The following is a 17376-nucleotide window of genomic DNA, read 5'->3' as shown; positions in this document are numbered from 1 at the left end:
GACCGCAAGGAGCCCATGTCGGTGGACACCGCCTCAGGTGCCCGCGTCTCCCCGGCCGACCTACAGCGCTCGCAGGCCACGGGTCTGCTCGATGTCGACACCACCCATCCCGCCTGTGCCGGACGGCCGGTCGTCCTGACCGCAGCCGTGCGGGTGGCGCTGACCGGCCGCTGCCCTCAGCAAGTCCGCGAGCAGACACCGCTGCCGCGGCCCGGAACACGGCCGGCCAGCCCCAAACCGCGCCACTGACCCACAGGACCGCATGACTCCAGACCAAACGCCCTTCCCTGCCGGTGGAGAGCCACGCCCCTACCTGGACTTCAGGGTTACGCAACTGGACGGCGACGAGCAGATCAGCCGGGCGTTCTATGACGCGGTCAGTGTCAATGACGACATGCTCGACCCGCTCGCCCAGCACCACAGTGCCGACGACGCCCACAGCTTCTTCGTCCTGTACGACCACACAGCGACCTGGGACCACCCAGGCGAGCCGCAGTTCATCGCTCTCCACCTGCAACGTGACGTCCAGAACCGAACGTTCCGTTTTGAACGGACAGTGCTGCCACTGCCCTCCATGGCTCAGTCCTGGCTGATCCACCGCGGCTGCCCGTCCGAGGCCATCGCGCTCGACCCCGACCGCGGTACGAAACCAGCCGACGAAGCGACAAGAGCTCTGCAGGAGCGGCTCATGAGCGTTGGTGACCACTACGCGCTCGGCTGGTCCTACACCAGCGACGACCCCGACGACCACGTCACGCTGGCAGTCCTGCGGGCCCGGGACGAACATGCCCCGTCCCCGTTCCGCGTCCTGGTCGAGGAGGTCGATTTCGATACGGGGACGCACACCCTGCGGGAGGGCGGCTTCGGCACGGTAGGAGAGGCTATGGACTGGTCCCGCGACCGTCTCGAAGGTGCTGCCCGGCCCCTCCCGCCGGTTCGCCCGAGGTCCGCACATTCACGGCCGACTACCGCCCCGAAATCAGCCGCTTCCCGCCCATCGGTCCGCGCCCCCTGAGAGCGCATCGCGACTGGCGCGGCGGAATATAACCGACGATCGCCGGTTGGCCAAACCGGCGATTCTCCGGACCCTGAGACCGGCCGCAGGAACAACTCTCCAGCCAACTCATCCGTTTGACCTCGTTTTACCGCACGGAGGTTTGCCCGCATGCCTGCCACGCGATTAGCCGTATCCGTTACGGTGCTCTCCGCACTTGCTCTGCCAGTGCTTTCCGCCGCCAGCGCCGCGCCGGCCGCCAGTGCGTTGGGGAGCGCCGTCAGCAGGTGCAGCAGCCGCTCGCCGCTGCCGTACACGGTTCACGCCGCAGCCGTCCCCATCCACTCCCAGGCCACCACGGGGTCCACCGTGCTCGCCGTGCACGGGAGCAGCGACAACCGGTGCTGTATCGGCGCCAAGAGCAGCGGGTTCAGAGCCGGGTCTAGGGCACGTGCGTCTACCGCGGTGTCCGCCGTGCCTCAACTGAAGTGCCGCCAGACCAAGCCGCGTTCGCGATGTCCTGACGGCTCTGCCCGTCTTCCCGCACCCTGCGCCGAGATTCTGTCATCCAGCCAAATGAGGGGGAGTTCTCCGTTGTCCGACTACGCATCCGACGGCGATGTCGTGGGCGTGCTCACCGCGCAGATCGAAGGCCATTTCGGAATGAGCATGGACCAGTTGAAGAAAGCGGTGGACGCCGCCCCGGTTGGGACCCCGGCTACCGCTGCCAGTGAGGTGGTCAAGTGGCATGGCATGGTCCTCGACTCGCAGGCGGCGTTCGAGCGTGCGGAGCAGGACCTCTTCACAGTGCTGCAGTCCGTGCCCTCGGACGATTCAAGTCCCTCCCAGGACCTGATCGACCGTGTTGCTGCGGCTGCGGCCTCACATGAAGGGCGCGCTCTGGTCGTCCGATGGCTGCTGAAGTCGGACGCATCCGGTGAGCACGACGTGGCAGCCGGGCAGCCGGCTCGCTCGCGCGGAACACTCCGGGAGATATCGGCCGCGCCGACCACTGCACCACCTGCGGCGAGTGCCCCGCAGCCGGGGCGGAGCGCGGTGCGGTGAGCGCTCGGACCATGCCCAGCTCCGCAGATGACCAGCTGAGCGATGTCTTCGGTGCCCCGGTGGCAGACCTGTACGAGAGGGCCGTCGGCGCCGATGCCCCCGCCGGCCTGGACCGTGCCCTGCAAGTGCGGTCGTTCCTCGCCCTGGCCGAGGAACAGGTTGCCCGGGTCCGCGACCGCGTGTACAGCGCCATGGACCCCGAGCGGGACATGGGGGAGTTGTCTGCCGACAACCTGCGCATGGATGCCGAGTGGCTTCAGGTGGCCCTCGAAGCCCGGGACAGCTACCGCACCGCTCTCGACGGCCTGCTGCTCACCCTGCCATCTCCCCGTGTACCCGCGCGGCCCGTGCACCTGGCCCAGCCGACGATGACCGCTTCCCTGCCTCCGGCCTCCCTGACACCCCAGCGTGCTGGGACGGGCCGAGCCCGCCGACCGTGAAAGCCCCGGCCGCATGCCCCACATGACGTCCACTGACATAGCCGGGCGGATCGAAGACTTGTACGGCTTACCGCTCGCCGACCTCACATCCCATGCCGAAACCCAGCCGCCCGGCATGCTCGCCGCGCTGTTGGCGATGCACCACGACCTTGCCCTCGCCGAAGGCAGCATCGCCGTCCAACGCGACCGACTCACTCAACTTGTCCATCCGGACCGCCAGATCGGCCCGCACGAGATGTCCCACGTCCTGGACTGCACCCGCCGCCTGGCCGCAGCCGTCACGGTCCGCGATGTCCAGGCACGGACGGCCCAGGCCGTGCTCCAAAGCCTCGGACGTGTTGCCGAGCCTGAACCGGCCGCTGCTCCGGCTCTGCCGGCGCTCACTCCTCCCGTCGCGAACACCGGAGCCCTCCGAAGCCGCTGAACGGCTCCGCCTCGACTTCCCAAATTCTCATCCCAGGAGTTCCCGTCTTGTCCCTCACCGGTCTGCCAGCTGACACCGACGCCGATATCGCCCGGGTTTCCGAGGCCCTCACGATGATCACTCCACGCTGGAACGTGCGTATCCTGCTGGCCCTTTCGGGGCCGCCGCTGCGCCACAGCGAGATCGTGAACAGGTGCGCCTGGCTGTACAAGAGCCAGCTCCACCTCAAGCTGCGGTCTTTATGCGACGCCGGCCTTCTCCAGCGCAGCGCGCTCGATGCCCGGCACGTCACCTACGGGCACACTGGCCGCGCCAAGGCCCTCTTGCCCGTATTGCCGTTGATCGTCAGTTGGGCCGAGCAGTACCTCGAACAGCCGGAAGGGCCGCAGAGCGCGATCGAGCAGATCGAGGACAGCCTCACGCTCCTCACCCGGCGGCACGCCGCTGCGATCTTGTGGACGCTCAAGGTCCGGGGCGAGACGAGCGGCCGGGCTTTGGCCACACGAGCCGTTCCCGCCCAAAGGTGGACCAACATCTACTCTCCGCTGCGGCAGTTGGTGGCCGACGGGCTGGTCGACACCGACGGCAAGGGACAGCCCTACCGTCTGTCCAGCGCCGGCGAGGGCCTCGCACCGGTCCTGGCCGCGCTGTCTACCTGGTCGGCAGGACAGCCGTTCACGCAGGCCGCCCGGCATCCCGTCTGGGGCCCAACCCTCACCGCCGATTCACACACCTCGGCCAGCCAGCAGGTCCGTACGCCGGCAGCGCGCACACGGCCGGATCCCATGGTGCAGACCCAGCCTGCACAACGCACGCACGGGCAGAACACCGACTTGTTCTCCCACCCCGCCCCGGTACGCCCGGCACTGGCCCTGCCGACTGGAGGAATTCGCCGATGAACGCGGCTCTCTCCCCGCCCCGGGTCCAGCATGCCTGTCAGAGTCTGTCCTCGGTGGGTTTGATCCGCCTGGTCAGTGAGATCGACGACCACGGGCCCATCCCGCCCCGCGCCCTGGCCCGCACGCTCACCGGCCTGTCCAGGACACAGGCCAAGCAGGCCAGAAAGCAGGCGGACATGCTCGTCCTTCTGGATGGCTCCTGCTCCGGTCTCGCACTCACCGAAGCCGGAGCTGACCTCGCCAGCTTTTACGATGCTGCCGCCCGCTGGGCCCGTCACCACGACTACCCGCACCACACCAGTACGTTCAGCGACCGGATCCGCCACGTCCTCACCCTGCTGTCGGAACCGGCTGAGACACAGCCGCAGCTGAAGGATGGGGAGGCCGCCGGCCTTCACGAGGTCGGCCTGCTGTTGCGCGAATGGGTCGACACCTACCAGCGGCAGCACGACCAGAGCATGTACGGCGCTGCCGCGTGACCCTCCAGGCGATACGGCGCCCACGAGTGCGCCTCCTCAACAGCCTTTACTTTCCCCGCGGGGCAGATGCGGCTGCATCCGCCATGATCACCTACGGCATTCCCCTGTTGGTCCTGGCCACCACCGGGTCGGTGGCCCGGACCGGGCTGGTTTTCGCGCTGGGGGCGCTGCCGCGCATCGGCGCGTTCACGGTGGCAGGTGGCTTGGTCGACCGCTACGGCAGTGCCCGCGTCTTCCGGGCTGCGAATCTGGCACGGACCGTGGCCGCGCTCACGGCGGCGGGCGCGCTCACCCTGCTCGACGCCCGGACTCTGGCCGCGACGGTTACGGTGATGTTGCTGGCGGCGTCCACCGGATTCCTCTCCGAGTTCAGCTACGTGGCGGCGGAAACCGCCGGAGGCCAGGCCAGCCGGGCGGCCGAAACCCGCGCGCACCGTGTGCAGTCCACGCTCATCACGATCGATCAGACCGCCCTGCTGGCTGGTCCCGTCGCCGCGGGCCTGCTCATCGAGCACGGCGGACCCGCCGCCATGCTCGGCACCCTCGCGGTCTTCTCCCTCCTCGCCGCTGCCCGCGGCCTGGGCCACGACCTGGTTCCGTCCCAGGCGGTGGCCCCGAAGCAGGGACTCAGTGCGGGGTGGGCGACACTGCGCTCGTTGCCGATGCTGGCCTGGCTGGTGGGCGGTCTCACCGTCTCCAACGGCGCTGTCGCCCTGCTGCAGGCCGCCGTGCCTGTCATCGTCGTCACGGAGCTTGACCACTCCAGCGCGGACGCCGGACTCATCTGGTCCGCCGCAGCCGTCACTTCCCTGCTCGCCGTCACGGCATCCCGCCGGGCCATCGACTGCTGGGGCCTGTGGCCGGTTGGCGTTGCTGCCGGCACCGTGGCGGCCACCGCGACGCTCGCCATCGCCCACGCCGACACGTATCAGGACTACTTCCTGCTGATCGCCGTTCTGATGGCCGCAGAAGGCGGTCTCACCGTCGTCCTGCGCACCGTGCGCTCCTACCTCATCCCGGCCGACCGGTTCGGCAGCACCCTCGCCGCGACCATCCTGCTGCTCCTGCTGCCCTACCCCGCCGCCGGTCTCCTTGTCGCGACCCTCTCGGCCACCCAGCTCGGCCATGCCATCACCGCCGCCGCCCTGCTGCAGACCTTCGGCCTCGTGGCCGCCTTCGCCCACCTTCGACACCTGCCCAGAACCCAGAAGTGAACCGCCCCGGTATGAGCGGAGCCCCACAACGCCCATGTCCCTCGGTACACAGGACGCCCTTCCCGGGCTCGGCCGGCCATCCCAGGCCGGGAAAACGATCACCGAGCAGTTCTGCGCCCTCGGCGACCACCACCCTCACGTCTACCGCGCACTGGACGCATGGCCGCCCGGCGCCTGGCTGGCGGCGCCACGCGTATCAGCCTCAAAGACCTCTTCGAGGACCTGCGTCGCCGGCTCCCGCCCGGCGTCACCGGGCTGAACAACAACTACACCGCCCTCTACGCCCGCCGCCTGATCGAAAACCATCCCGATTGGGCCCCTGCGTTCGAACTGCGCTGCCGCCGGGCCGACTGACGCCTTCCTGCTCTCAGCTTCCTGCCGCTCACTGATCGGAGAATTCCTCTTGTCCGCTCGCCCCCTCGTACTCGTCGTCTCCCCAGGCGATGAGGCATACCGCGGCTACTGCCTGGAGCAGGTCGCCACCGCGTACGACATCGTCCTGCTGACCGGCACCGAGCCGTCATGGGAGAAAGTGCACATCGTCGACCACGCCGTCGTCGATCTCCACGACACCGACGCCCTGCTCGCCGCGGGGCAGGCTCTGGCGGACCGCCACGACCTCGCCGGTGTCCTCACATGGGATGAGTGGCTTCTCCTTCCGACCGCGCGCCTTGCCCGTGCCCTCGGCCTGCCCTCACACACCGTCCAGGCAGCTAGAGCATGCCGCGACAAGGCCACTGCCCGAACTCTCTTCGCTCGCCACCAGGTTCCGTCGGCCGCCTCTACGAGGGTGCGTACCTTGGAGGAGGCCCAGGCCGCTGCTTCGTGGATCGGATACCCGGTCGTCCTCAAGCCTGCCGCTCACGCCGGCGCCGTGGGGGTGCTCCGTGTCGACACCCCTGCCCAGCTCGCCGCCGCCTACCGCGCCGCGCACCAGACGGCCAAGCCGACGGCCGAGAACAATGCCGTGCTGGTGGAAGAGTTCCTCGATGGCCCGGAAATCTCCGTCGAGTGCGTCACCTACCGCAGTGTCACCACCGTGATAGCGGTCAACCGCAAGACCATCAGCGAGCCCCCCCACTTCGAGCAACTCGCGCACTGCGTCGACGCCAACGATCCGCTCCTTGACACCGTGGCCCCTACCGCACGGGCCGCCATCCAGGCACTGGGAATCACCGACGGCATCAGCCACGTCGAGATACGGCTGGTCGATGACCAGCCGCGCCTGGTCGAGGTCAACGGCCGCCTCGCCGGAGACATGATCGGTCACCTCGTCCACCTGGCCACCGGCATCGACCTGCCGCGCGCCGCCGCCGACCTGGCCTGCGGCCGGGCACCCAACCTCACCCCCACCCGCTTCCAGACCGCCGCCATCCGCCTGATCTACCCCATGGCATCCGGCACACTCACCCGCCTGCGGCACACGGGACCCCGCCGGCCGTGGCTGGACCGGTTGCACTTCCAGCGCCGTCCCGGGCACCGGCTTCTCTTGCCACAGGATGGCGGCAACCTGTTCACCGCCCGAGCCGGATTCTTCATCGTCACCGGACGCAGCACTCCCGAGGTGACCCAACGGCTCGACACGGTCGCCGACGAGATCACCCTCACCATGCAGGCGGACCGATGAGCCCTCAGGCCACCCAGCAGCCCGACATCGACGGGGACGTCTACGTCACCCCGCGCTACCTCGCTGCTGCCACCTATCCCGGCGACCCCGCCCTTGAACCACTCCTTGCCCTCAGCTGGGACCTCCGCCACGACGACCTCGGCAACGTGTACGTGAATGCCCCCGACGAGCGGGTGCGCCTGGGCTACCTGCCCGAAGGCGAGGATGACGGGCTCTGGCGCATCAACGCCTACACCAATGCTCATAAGGACCTGTTCGGTTTGCCGGCGTGGGGCGTCTGTTTCAATGACCGCGTTCCCACCGAATTCGTCCAGGCATTCACGACTGCCCTTGCCACGGCCTACGAGCAGGGGCCGGACGCATACCTCGCCCGGCCGGACTCCGGTACCGACGAACACGACCCCTTCCTCGCCATCGTCCCGCTCCTGAAACAGGGATGGGAGATCGACCATCCGCGCTGGGGCGTCCTCGCGGTACAGGCCCCCGACGGGCTCGCCGGCCTGGAGTTCACCACCGGCCACCTCGACCCGGAAGCCGAGCTGACCACGCGGGATGCCCGCTGGCAGCTGTGGGCGGGCAAGTCCATCGACCGGCCCGCCTGGTACGCCACGGCCAGCACCGACACCCCCGTCGCCCTGCTCGCCGCCGTCACCCAGTGCGTCGCCGACCCGGCTCCGCTGCCCCGATGGCGTAAGGAGACCTTCAGCTACATGAAGGACATGGCCCAGCTCACCTCGATCCTTCCGCCCAGGCCGCCGGCCCCCACCCCGCTCGACGTGCAGAGGGCCTTCGCGTCCCGCCGCCCGGCTGCGCTGCCCGCGGCCAGCGTCCCGCGCTGGAGTACCACCAGCCGTCCTGCTCTGCCCGGCCCACGCCGCTGACGCCAGCCCCACCCTGATCGGAGACCTCTCTTGTCCCTGCAAGCTAGCGAATTCTACGCCGAGTTGTATCTCCCCTTCCTCGATCATGCCGTTGTGGGCAACACCTATTTCGCCGCTCCCGTCCCAGGCACGCCTCTGCGGTTGCGGATCGACTTCAGCCGCACCATCTACGCGAACACCTACGGCGGTTTACGCCTTGCAGTCGTCCACCCCGACCGCGGTGAAATCGACGCGGTGACGCTCAGCTTCGTAGACCACGGCACCTTCCACCGCCGCGACGAAGCAGCCAACACCCACCCGAACACCAAGCAGTACGGCACCTTCGGAACATACCGCCCCACAGGCCGACCGCCGTGGGACGGGGCCGTCACCAATGGGCTGCGCGACGCCATCGAGCAGTACAGCACCGTCTGGTTCCCCGGCGCCTGGACCGCATCGGCGCCCGGCCGCGGGGCGGCCCACGCCGCGGCCCCGTCTCGCGCCGTTGCGGTCGCCCGAAGTGGTACCCGCGCTCGCTGAGCCGCGCTCGCATCGCTTCGGCATTCCGTCTTCCGTCAACAGGAGCCCTACCTGTGACGACCCATTTCTTCCCGGCGGCGATACATCACGTCCTGGCCGAGTGTCCATGGCTGGCCGCTTCCATGGACGGAGTGACCGCCGGAGGCCAGATGAGAGCGGCCGGTCTCAGGCGAGAGGGGGGGTGTCGCGGCCGTCACCGTTCCCCGGTTCACTGGGAGGTTGACGTAAAGCGCAACCTCCATCACCCCTGGAACGCCAACGGCCGTGTTCTGTTACACCTGTCCGCCGTCTGCCGGCGAACTCCTATGCGGGTGGGCAGCGCGAGATGGAGTCCCGTATCAGCTCGTGCACGTAATGCTCCAGCAGCATGTTCGCGGCGGCGGCCTTCACCGCGAGACCGTGGTACTCCTTCGGGTCCAAGAAGACGAGCACACCACGCGCGGGGCCAATGCCCAGGAGCTGCGGGCTGTAGGGCCTGCCCAGGTGCTCCGTGAGGAGTTCAGCGAGCAGGCCGGGGACAGGCGGCCGGGGTTTCTCGCCGTGGCGTATCCACCGGCTGACGCGAGAGCGGTCGACAGCAACAGCACGGTGTCCGTGCTGGAGAGCGCGGCAGTTGATGCGGCGGGCCGTCTCGCTGTTGTTCCATCCAGCCTCAGCGAGGGCGACCGCAAGGGGATAGTTCGGGGTCCTCATAGCGCTCCGCGTTGCGAACGCTTTCGCAACACCGCAGGTCGTAGACGGTTTACGCAGGGGAGCGGGACGGTTGCGGTGCGCCTCCCAACGAGGAGGCGCTCGGAGGCGGCTGAGGCCGCCTTGAAGGAGGCACTCTCATGGCAGAAACCGCAGTCCCGAAGATCAACCCGGATGTATCGGCCGCCGGCCCGGTCGACCTGACCCGTGCGCACTTCGTCGGCATCGCCGGCACGGGCATGCTGCCGGTGGCGCGCGCGTGCGCGCAGTCGGGATTCACCGTGTCCGGCAGCGATTCCCGATCGACACAGGGACTGGAGGAACTGACTCGCCTGGGCGTCGATATCCATGTCGGACACGCGTCCGCCCACGTACCGGCGGGCGCAACCGCGGTCGTGTTCACCCACGCCGTCGGGGAGGACAACCCGGAGATTTGCGAGGCCCGACGGCGCGGCATCCCGCTGGTGCACCGTTCGGCCGTGCTCAACGCGCTCATGGCCACCCGGCGTACGCCCATCGCCGTCATGGGGACACACGGAAAGTCGAGCACGTCGGGCATGGTCGCGTTCGCTCTCGCCCGTATGGGACAGGAACCCTCGTACGTCGTCGGTGCTGACCTCGACGGTGCGGGCAGCGGAGGTCATGCCGGGAAGGGCGGATTTTTCGTCGCCGAGGTCGACGAGTCGGACCGTTCGCACATCGGCGTCCGCATGCGCGTGGCGGTGATCACGAACATCGGGCACGACCACCTGCAGAACTACGCCGAACAGACCGACCACGTCGACGCGTACGAGCAGTGCGTCCGCCTCGGTCTGCACGAGAACGGCACTCTGCTGCTCAACATCGACTCTGCTGGCTGCCGTGAACTGGCCTCCCGGTTCGCCATGACCGACGACGGTCCGCGTGTGGTGACGTTCGGTACGTCGTCGGCGGCCCACTGGCGGCTGACGGAAAGGGGCAGCGAGCAGGGCCGCAGCACTGCGGTGCTGCTCGGGCCGGACGGGCAGGAGTTCAACCTGACGCTGCGGGTGCCGGGTGTCCACCAGCTCCTGAACGCGGCTGCCGCGATCGGCACGCTCCACGCCGTGGGGCAGGACTACGACCTCGCGGCGCAGCAGTTGCGCTACTTCGACGGTGTGGCGCGGCGCATGACCCCGGCCGGCGAAGCGGCCGGGGTGCGGGTCTTCGACTCGTACGCGCACCACCCCGACGAGGTGCGTGCGGACCTTGCGGCCGCGCGCTCCCTGGTCGTCGGGGGCGGCCGAGTGGTCGCGGTGTTCCAGCCCTCCGACCAGGCCCGTCTCGACGCGTTCAACGTGGAGTTCGGAAAGGCCCTGGCCGCCTGCGACGAGGTCGTGCTGACCGACAGCACGCACGGGGTGGCGTTGACCGCGCTGGAGCTGCTTTCGGCTCGTGTGCGCGGCGAGGGCGGCTACGCCCGGCACGTGCTGCCGGGCCGCGCCGAGGCCGTCAGGCATGCGGCTGCGTCGGCGCGGCCCGGTGACGTGGTCGTGCTGATGGGCTCCGGTGACCTCGTGGAGTCGGGGCCGGTGCTGCTGGCCGTACTCGGCCGCGTGATCGCTGCAGCTGCCTAAGCGTCGCCGGAGCTGGGGTTCAGTTGCAGCAGCGCCTGGGCGAGCTGCTGCAACTGGACCCCTCGGCTTGCCTTGATCAGGACGACGTCGCCGGGCTGCAGGGTGGTGCGGAGCAAGTGCAGGGCGGCGTCCTGGTCGGGAAGATGGACGGCCGTCGCTCCGGTGCTGCTTGCTCCCTGCTGCATCCATCCGGCTTCTTCTCCTCCCACCAGGATGATCTGGTCCAGGCCCAGCTCGGCGGCGTATCGGCCGATTTCCTCGTGCGCGGTGCGCTCGTCCTGGCCGAGTTCGTTCATTCGGCCGAGAACAGCGACAGAGCGCTGGTCGTGACCACGGGTCATGGAGGCAAGGGCGTTCAGGGAGTGACGCATCGAGTGCGGGTTCGCGTTGTAGGCGTCATTGACGATCGTGACGCCGTCCGCCCGGGTGGTGGTCTCCATCCGCCAGCGCGAGCGGGGAAGGGCTTCGGACAGGCCGGCTGCGATCTGCTCGACGTCGAGCCCGGCCTCGCGGGCGACGGCTGCCGCAGCCAGGCTGTTGTGCACCTGGACTTCTCCGACGAACTGCAGGCGGACGCGGGCACTGCCTTCGGGGGTGGTGAGGGTGTACGAGGGGCATCCGTGCCCGTCGATCGTGATGTCCACGGCTCGAATGGCGGCTTGTTCGTCGAGGCCGTAGGTGACGATGCGCCCGCGGGTACGGTGGCCCATGTCGCGCACAAAGTCGTCGTCTGCGTTGAGAACGGCGAGCCCGCCCGGTTGCAGGGCTTCCACGATCTCGCCCTTGGCCTGCGCGATGTTCTCCCGCCCGCCGAATTCGCCGACATGTGCCGTGCCCACGTTGGTGATGACGCTGATGTCCGGCTCGGCGATCCGGGTGAGGTCACGGATGTCGCCGATGTGGCGGGCCCCCATCTCCAGGACGAGGTAGTCGGTGCCCGCGGTGGCCATGGTGATGGTCAGCGGGAGACCGATCTCGTTGTTGAACGACTGCGGAGTCGCCACCACGTCGCCGGGGAGCACCTGGGCGATGAGGTCCTTCGTGCTCGTCTTACCGGCCGATCCGGTGATGGCCACCACCCTCGCGGTGCCGAACGCATCGTGGAGGAGGAAGCGGCCGAGACGCCCCATGGCGGCCAGGACGTCGTCGACGACGATGGCAGGAACTCCGACGGGCTTGGTGACCAGGGCCACGGCGGCACCCTTGTTGACGGCGGCTTCCGCGTAGGCGTGCCCGTCCGTGTGCTCTCCCCTCAGCGCGAGGAACAGCGATCCGGGGACGACTTCGCGGGAGTCGAACACGGCGGGCTGCGTGACCTGGGCCTCGGGGTCGAGGACGTCGGCCAGACGACCGCCGACGACGTCGGCAAGCGTGGTCAGAGATGTGGGGTGCACGCGGTTCTCCCTGCTCAAGATGGTTAGTGGCGACGTTATCGGGCGGGATGCGCGCTCTGTGGACTGCGGCATCCCGTGCCGCCCCGCGTCGCCCGCCAACAGGCGACGCGGGTGCTTTTGGGGATGCGGTTCCCGGCCACCCGCAGACGTCCCTGGGGCTTGGCGATGCTGGGTTCGAGCGCCGGGATGAAGGAAAGCGGGATGGTCGGGGCGCACCGTTGTCCTTGGCTTCTTTCGGGAAATGGTCAGAAGGTTCTGTGGAGGTGCGCCACCACCGGGAGATGGTCCGCGGCGGCACGTGCGCGGGGCGTGTCGATCACGGTGTAGGACTGCACCCGCCAGGAGAAGTGCTTCGTGGGCAGGATGTAGTCGGACCGGTGGTCGCGGTCGCCCTCGCGCCAGTGGCCGGCGGTTCTGGCGAAGTCCAGCCCCAGATCGGCGGCGGGGTCGACGAATCCGGCGGCCAGCAGCGCACTCATCGCGGCCTTGTCCAGGTCTCCGTAGCTGCCGTCCGGATGCTGAATCCGATTGCCCGAATACTGCGTGGGCGGGAGCCAGTCCCAGGTCATGGGCTCGGGATCACCGGGGGCTTCGGTGTTGAGGTCGCCGACGAGGAGTGTGTCGTCCCGGTCTGCGTACTGCGTGAGCCATCTGGCCTCGGCCCCCCCGGTCCGCTGGGGAGAAGGGGTCGAGGTGAGTGTGCAGGACACGCAGCGGCGTTCCCACCCCCTCCACCTGGAGGACGGCAAGGGAGACCGTGTGGTGGAAATTCCCCTCCGCGATGTCCGGGTAGAAGTGCAGAAAGCGCACTCGCGGCGGCCGGACCAGGGTGATGAGGTGGCAGCCGTGACTGGCCGAGCGAGCGAGCCGGGGCTCCATCTCCAGCGCCGCGGCGACCGCGTTGACTGTTTCGCCGCCGTTCTCGTCCCAGAGCTTGCCCTCCTGCAGACACACCACGTCCGGTGCGAGTTCCTTGAGCATGTCCAGCTGGTCGATCAGCCGGTGCAGCGAGCCGTCGCGGTCACGGCCGCCATTGAGTGTGTTGTAGCTGACGACGCAGAGAGGCGATAGCGCCATGTCATCTCCTTCTCATGTTGAGTGGGCAGCCCTTGCACCGGACGTCGCCGCCCGCGAACAGAGGCCAGAGGCGGCGGTCATGGGACGCCCCACCGAGGGCTCTATCGGGGTGCGGCTGGCCGGTGGCCGGGTTCGAAGCGCTGGCGCCAGGCTTCCGGATCGCCATCCGCCATCGTCGGCAGGAGATCGGGCTCGGTCCATACCCGGTTGAACACGTCGAGGCCCACGGCGTCGATGAGCTGCGCCACGGCACCAGTGCTCCGGAGGAGACCTGCCTTGATCTCCTCCGGAGCGGAGTGGCTGGCGAGTTCGCGCCACAGCTCGGAGGCGTCCGGGGATGTCCCGCCGTTCAGGACTGGCGCACTGAAGATCTTGGTGGTGACATGCGCGTCCGCCCAGTACGCGTGTCCTTCGAGGAGGAAGGCGTAGTTTCGGCCTGCGACTCCGCGCTCCTGCGGGAAGAAACTTTCCTGCTCGTCCCATATTCCGCCGCCGCTGGCCGTGTACTGCGCCAGGTGTGTCCCCTCGTGGGCCAGCATCTTGTGCAGGACGGGGTCGTCATTGAGCAGGCCCGCATGCTGGAGCGCTTCGGGAACGATGACCAGTTCCGGACAGCCGGGAACGAGGTCGACGGCTTCGCCGACCATCATCGGCCAGAACTTGAAGCGCATGGCGAGCAGGACCGCGCGCCTGTTATGAGCCTTCATCTTGCCCCCGGCACCGACGCCGAACTGTGCGGCTTCGTCGCGGAGGCGCTGCAATGAACGCTCCTCATGCGCCTTCTTCCAGTCGTTGAACGTCATGAGGTGGATGACTGCGGGATCGGGCAGCTGTAAACCCGTGACGGTCTCGATCAAGGGGCTGGTGACCTCGGCTATGGCCGACAGGCGGCCGCCGAGTTGGTCGAATTCGGGGCCGGCTTCCTGACGTACAACATGTGGCATGTGCGGTACAGCTCCTAAGCGGGGATCTTGTCTGCTGTTCCTGGACGCCTGCCGGCGTCCGTCTACCGACGGCCGGTCTCAGGAAGCGGTCGGCAACCCGTGCTGGCTCCGCCTCAGGTTGAGGACGTCCGATAGGCCGTCGCCGTCGATGACGGCCCGGACGATGTGGTGGTCGGATTCCTTTTCGTGCACTTCGATCACGTCGACGCTGAGCACCACTTCCGCTATGTCGGGGGTGGCGTAGTAGCGGTCGATGCGGGCGTCCGGCCCGTGTGTGGCACATCTGCTGACCGTGCGGGTGACCGCGGTCCGTTCCCCGTAGGTCGCTGCTCTGTAGCGGGCCACGTCCTGCAGGCCGGCGGTGCGCAGCGTCTCGTCGGGGCGGTCGTCCATTCGTCGTTTGCCGTCCGGGCCGATGTACGAGCGGTGCAGGCGGTGGCGCCGGTCCTGGATGTTCTCCAGTACGGGCAGCGGGGGGTCGCCTGGGGTGCCGGGGACGGGATAGCTGTTGTTGTCCCCGCCGAGGAGGCAGGGCATTCGTACGGTCTGGCCTTCCGGGGTGGTCCACCTTTTGTCGGCGAGCCTGGACAGCCACTGTGCTTCGGTGAGGCGTTGACTGCTGGATGAGTAGTCGAGGTGGTAGGAGCCTAGGACGATCGGTGTGGCGTCGGGACTGGCTGGCAGGTAGCGCATGGCGAGCGCGGTGGGTGGCAGTTCCCACGAGGGCGCGGGGGTCACCGGCCCGGAGGCGAGCGGTGGCCACTCCCGCACGGGCTGGAAGTGCTGGGGGTGGGCGAAGAGCGCGGTGCACGACTTCGCGCCGAGCCATCCGCGCAGGCGCAGGATGGTCTCCAGTTCGTACATGGTCGCTTTGCCGCTGAGGTCCGCGTTCGGCATCTCCTGGCGCAGCACGAGATGCGGGTCGAGGGATGCCAGCCTCTTGTGGGCCCGTATGCGCTTGGGGCGGTTGTCGCCGCCGTTGTTCTCGAAGTTCCACAGCAGCGCGGTGAGTCTGTTTTTCATGCCGTACCTCCGATTTCGCCCGGCATCAGGGCGGGACGCCGAATCTTGGAGAGCGGGGTGCTGCCGGTGGGTGGGCTGGAATGCGAGGCCCCAGCCCACCCACCGGCCGGTCTCAGGAAACGGCCGGTACCGTGTGCGGGCCGTGGTCCAGCTTCAGGCGGCGGCCCCAGGCATCGGGGTCCGCGACCTCCGCCTTGGTGGGAAGGAGCGAGATGTCTTCCCAGACTCGGTTCACTGTGTGTGCACCGTGGAGCCCCACAACGTGTTCGATCATTGCGCCCCCTTGTTCGTACGCTTCGCGGTCGGGGCCGAAGCGGCGGATGAGGGGGTTGTCGTGCAGCCGGTAGCGCAAGGACTTCCGCGCCTTACGGTGATTGGCCGGCGTACCGAACAGACGGGTGGTGACCATCCGGTCAGCCCAGTCCGCATGTCCTTCAAGGACAAACGAGATGCTTTTTCGCGAGGCCCTGCCCAGCCCGTGCTTGTGTGGGAAGAGGCTTGTCCACACCGCGCCGATGCGGGCCTCCCTCTGCACCTGGTGCACCAGCTCGTGGGCTATCACCTGGTGGAGGGCAGGGTCGCTGGCCAGCACTCCGGCGTGGCGCCAGGTCGCGGGAGTGCTGATGGTTTCGCACTGGCCATCTTTGGCTTCCTGAGTGCTTCCGAGCACAAGGGGCCAGACCAGGGGCGGGGTAAATCCCGCGACTTTGACTATTACCCGGCCGGCCTTGATCTCTGGTGGTTCCAGGTCGCCGATCTCCTTGGCCAGAGTCCGCTGCGGGTACAGGCGGACTTCCTCTCGCCACGCTTTCGGGGCCAGCAGGCGGAAGCGGACCGTGGCAGGTAAGGGAAGGTCGGTGATCTCCGCCACGAGCGGGGCCACCTTGTCCAGGACTTCGAGGACCCGATCGCGTAGGTCCGGGTTACGGCGGGTCTCGTCGAGGACGATGAGCTGGGTCACGAAGGTTCCTGTCTTGCGGGGGCTGTTGGGGCGGGTGGTTATGGGTAGTGCGGTGCCGTCGGTGGGCCGGAGCGTGCGACCCTGGCCCACCGAACGGCCGCTCTCAGGAAGTGGTCGGTATGAGTCTGTTCGTCATGCGGCACCTTCGCTTTCGCCCGGTGTCAGGGCTGGATGCATGGGGATGGACCAGCGGGGTTCGGTCATGGGGTTCTCGCCTCGTCGCTCGCAGCAGCGGTTGAGGACCCCGGGGAGGGCGCCGACTTTTTCCCCTTGCCCGTGGCCTTCTTCAGCCGCATGTCGACCAAGCTGAAGGCGAGGCTCAGACAGAGAAGGAGCGCTACCCGAGGAATGAGGGGAAGCGACTGGAGCGGCGGCTGGAGCGTGGGCACGAAGTCCCACAGGGCGTGCGAGACCATCAGCGGCAGGAGGCTGCGGTAGCGCAGGTACAGCCAGACACGGCCGGCGGCCATGGCAGCGGCGCCGATGGCGGGAAGGCCGAAGTAGGCGTGCAGTGCGACCTCGATGAGGCAGATCAGGGTGTAGATCTCCCACGTGGGTCTGCGGACAGCCTTCATCAGCGTGACCGTGGCCGCGACGATGATGACGTCCTCGATCACCACGGCGCGCACGACGGCGAGGACGAGCTCCGTCGGACTGCTGATGCCGAGTGTGCTCATCTGATCGTCCTGCATGATCGGCACGGAGTCCGGGCCGATCCACAGGAGCAACGTTGCCAGCCATCCGAAGAGGAAGCCTGCCGCGGCGCAGGCGACGAACCCCATCTGTGCGATCTGCCAGGCGTGCAGCCGCTGAACGGTCGTGTAGGGCGCCCCGTTGTCCGCCCACACCCCGTGCGCCCGGCAGACTTCCACGGCCAGCCATGCCACCGCGCACCCGAACAGCGCAGGGCCCACGTCGTCGTGCAGCATGTCGTCGACGGGGATGGCCGTGAAGAAGACCGTGGTGGAGAGAAGCCCTGCCGCGCGCGTGCGGAGTTGAGGCCACCATCGCGGTGTGCCCTTCGAGTCCCGCCGTTGCCTGACTCTCCAGGTGAGCCAGGCGCCCAGTACAGCGCTGCAGGCGAGTTGGGTCGTCCCCAAGGAGGTCACTCACCTCCCACTGCACGCCATACATGGCGGCCACCATCGCC

The 17376-nt window shown here is 68.3% G+C and carries 20 protein-coding genes and 1 pseudogene; 13 read left to right on the top strand and 8 right to left on the bottom strand.

Annotated features, from left to right (window positions below):
- Positions 1-15: 15 nt before the first annotated feature.
- The 12 genes and pseudogenes from J8N05_RS45675 (at position 16) to J8N05_RS45620 (ending at position 8542) form a co-directional block, all read left to right on the top strand.
- Positions 16-249, top strand: a complete 234-nt coding sequence (locus tag J8N05_RS45675) for a hypothetical protein (RefSeq protein ID WP_210893839.1) — start codon at positions 16-18, stop codon at positions 247-249.
- 13 nt (positions 250-262) lie between these two features.
- The gene (locus J8N05_RS45670; protein ID WP_210893837.1) at positions 263-1015 is read left to right on the top strand and encodes a hypothetical protein; all 753 of its coding nucleotides are present in this window, start codon (positions 263-265) and stop codon (positions 1013-1015) included.
- Between the two features lie 573 nt (positions 1016-1588).
- Complete coding sequence (locus J8N05_RS45665; RefSeq protein ID WP_210893835.1) at positions 1589-2059, top strand: hypothetical protein; 471 nt, start codon at positions 1589-1591, stop codon at positions 2057-2059.
- A gap of 11 nt (positions 2060-2070) precedes the next feature.
- Positions 2071-2499 (top strand): hypothetical protein, encoded by a 429-nt coding sequence (locus tag J8N05_RS45660; RefSeq protein ID WP_210893833.1) that lies wholly within the window; start codon positions 2071-2073, stop codon positions 2497-2499.
- Positions 2500-2512: 13 nt separating this feature from the next.
- Complete coding sequence (locus tag J8N05_RS45655; RefSeq protein ID WP_210893831.1) at positions 2513-2923, top strand: hypothetical protein; 411 nt, start codon at positions 2513-2515, stop codon at positions 2921-2923.
- 47 nt (positions 2924-2970) lie between these two features.
- The gene (locus J8N05_RS45650) at positions 2971-3822 is read left to right on the top strand and encodes a winged helix-turn-helix transcriptional regulator (RefSeq protein ID WP_210893829.1); all 852 of its coding nucleotides are present in this window, start codon (positions 2971-2973) and stop codon (positions 3820-3822) included.
- Positions 3819-4301 (top strand): regulator, encoded by a 483-nt coding sequence (locus J8N05_RS45645; protein WP_210893827.1) that lies wholly within the window; start codon positions 3819-3821, stop codon positions 4299-4301. The genes J8N05_RS45650 and J8N05_RS45645 overlap by 4 nt, the downstream gene beginning before the upstream one ends.
- Complete coding sequence (locus tag J8N05_RS45640; RefSeq protein ID WP_407700014.1) at positions 4244-5515, top strand: MFS transporter; 1272 nt, start codon at positions 4244-4246, stop codon at positions 5513-5515. The genes J8N05_RS45645 and J8N05_RS45640 overlap by 58 nt, the downstream gene beginning before the upstream one ends.
- Positions 5516-5549: 34 nt before the next feature.
- A pseudogene (locus tag J8N05_RS45635) lies at positions 5550-5869 on the top strand (hypothetical protein).
- A gap of 49 nt (positions 5870-5918) precedes the next feature.
- Positions 5919-7142 carry an ATP-binding protein gene (locus tag J8N05_RS45630; RefSeq protein WP_210893823.1) on the top strand — a complete coding sequence of 408 codons (1224 nt, stop codon included), beginning with the start codon at positions 5919-5921 and terminating at the stop codon, positions 7140-7142.
- Positions 7139-8023, top strand: a complete 885-nt coding sequence (locus J8N05_RS45625; RefSeq protein WP_210893821.1) for a DUF317 domain-containing protein — start codon at positions 7139-7141, stop codon at positions 8021-8023. The genes J8N05_RS45630 and J8N05_RS45625 overlap by 4 nt, the downstream gene beginning before the upstream one ends.
- A gap of 30 nt (positions 8024-8053) precedes the next feature.
- Positions 8054-8542: a hypothetical protein gene (locus J8N05_RS45620; RefSeq protein ID WP_210893819.1), complete on the top strand. Its 489-nt coding sequence runs from the start codon at positions 8054-8056 to the stop codon at positions 8540-8542.
- 303 nt (positions 8543-8845) lie between these two features.
- On the opposite strand, the gene J8N05_RS45615 is transcribed toward J8N05_RS45620, so the two are convergent.
- Positions 8846-9235, bottom strand: a complete 390-nt coding sequence (locus J8N05_RS45615) for a hypothetical protein (RefSeq protein WP_210893817.1) — start codon at positions 9233-9235, stop codon at positions 8846-8848.
- Between the two features lie 137 nt (positions 9236-9372).
- On the opposite strand from J8N05_RS45615, the gene J8N05_RS45610 reads away from it, so the two are divergent.
- A complete protein-coding gene (locus J8N05_RS45610) occupies positions 9373-10827 on the top strand; it encodes a UDP-N-acetylmuramate--L-alanine ligase (RefSeq protein WP_210893815.1) in 1455 nt (484 codons plus the stop codon).
- Here the strand turns inward: J8N05_RS45610 and J8N05_RS45605 are convergent.
- The 7 genes from J8N05_RS45605 to J8N05_RS45575 all read right to left on the bottom strand — a co-directional run bounded on the left by J8N05_RS45605 (position 10824) and on the right by J8N05_RS45575 (position 17326).
- A complete protein-coding gene (locus tag J8N05_RS45605) occupies positions 10824-12221 on the bottom strand; it encodes a UDP-N-acetylmuramoyl-tripeptide--D-alanyl-D-alanine ligase (RefSeq protein WP_210893813.1) in 1398 nt (465 codons plus the stop codon). The two genes, J8N05_RS45610 and J8N05_RS45605, sit on opposite strands and share 4 nt — an antisense overlap.
- Positions 12222-12466: 245 nt before the next feature.
- Positions 12467-12790, bottom strand: a complete 324-nt coding sequence (locus tag J8N05_RS45600; RefSeq protein WP_210893811.1) for an endonuclease/exonuclease/phosphatase family protein — start codon at positions 12788-12790, stop codon at positions 12467-12469.
- Between the two features lie 10 nt (positions 12791-12800).
- Positions 12801-13298 (bottom strand): endonuclease/exonuclease/phosphatase family protein, encoded by a 498-nt coding sequence (locus tag J8N05_RS45595; protein WP_210893809.1) that lies wholly within the window; start codon positions 13296-13298, stop codon positions 12801-12803.
- A gap of 101 nt (positions 13299-13399) precedes the next feature.
- Complete coding sequence (locus J8N05_RS45590) at positions 13400-14242, bottom strand: zinc-dependent metalloprotease (RefSeq protein WP_210893807.1); 843 nt, start codon at positions 14240-14242, stop codon at positions 13400-13402.
- A 78-nt stretch (positions 14243-14320) separates the two neighbouring features.
- Positions 14321-15265: an endonuclease/exonuclease/phosphatase family protein gene (locus J8N05_RS45585; protein ID WP_210893805.1), complete on the bottom strand. Its 945-nt coding sequence runs from the start codon at positions 15263-15265 to the stop codon at positions 14321-14323.
- A 112-nt stretch (positions 15266-15377) separates the two neighbouring features.
- Positions 15378-16226, bottom strand: coding sequence for a zinc-dependent metalloprotease (locus tag J8N05_RS45580; protein WP_210893803.1), 849 nt, complete (start codon positions 16224-16226; stop codon positions 15378-15380).
- Between the two features lie 200 nt (positions 16227-16426).
- Positions 16427-17326 carry a CPBP family glutamic-type intramembrane protease gene (locus tag J8N05_RS45575; RefSeq protein WP_210893801.1) on the bottom strand — a complete coding sequence of 300 codons (900 nt, stop codon included), beginning with the start codon at positions 17324-17326 and terminating at the stop codon, positions 16427-16429.
- Positions 17327-17376 lie beyond the last annotated feature (50 nt).

The organism is Streptomyces liliiviolaceus (assembly GCF_018070025.1).
GTDB lineage: Bacteria > Actinomycetota > Actinomycetes > Streptomycetales > Streptomycetaceae > Streptomyces > Streptomyces liliiviolaceus.
The sequence above is the reverse complement of the archived record's forward strand: the minus strand, read 5'-3'. Positions and strand labels throughout refer to the sequence as shown.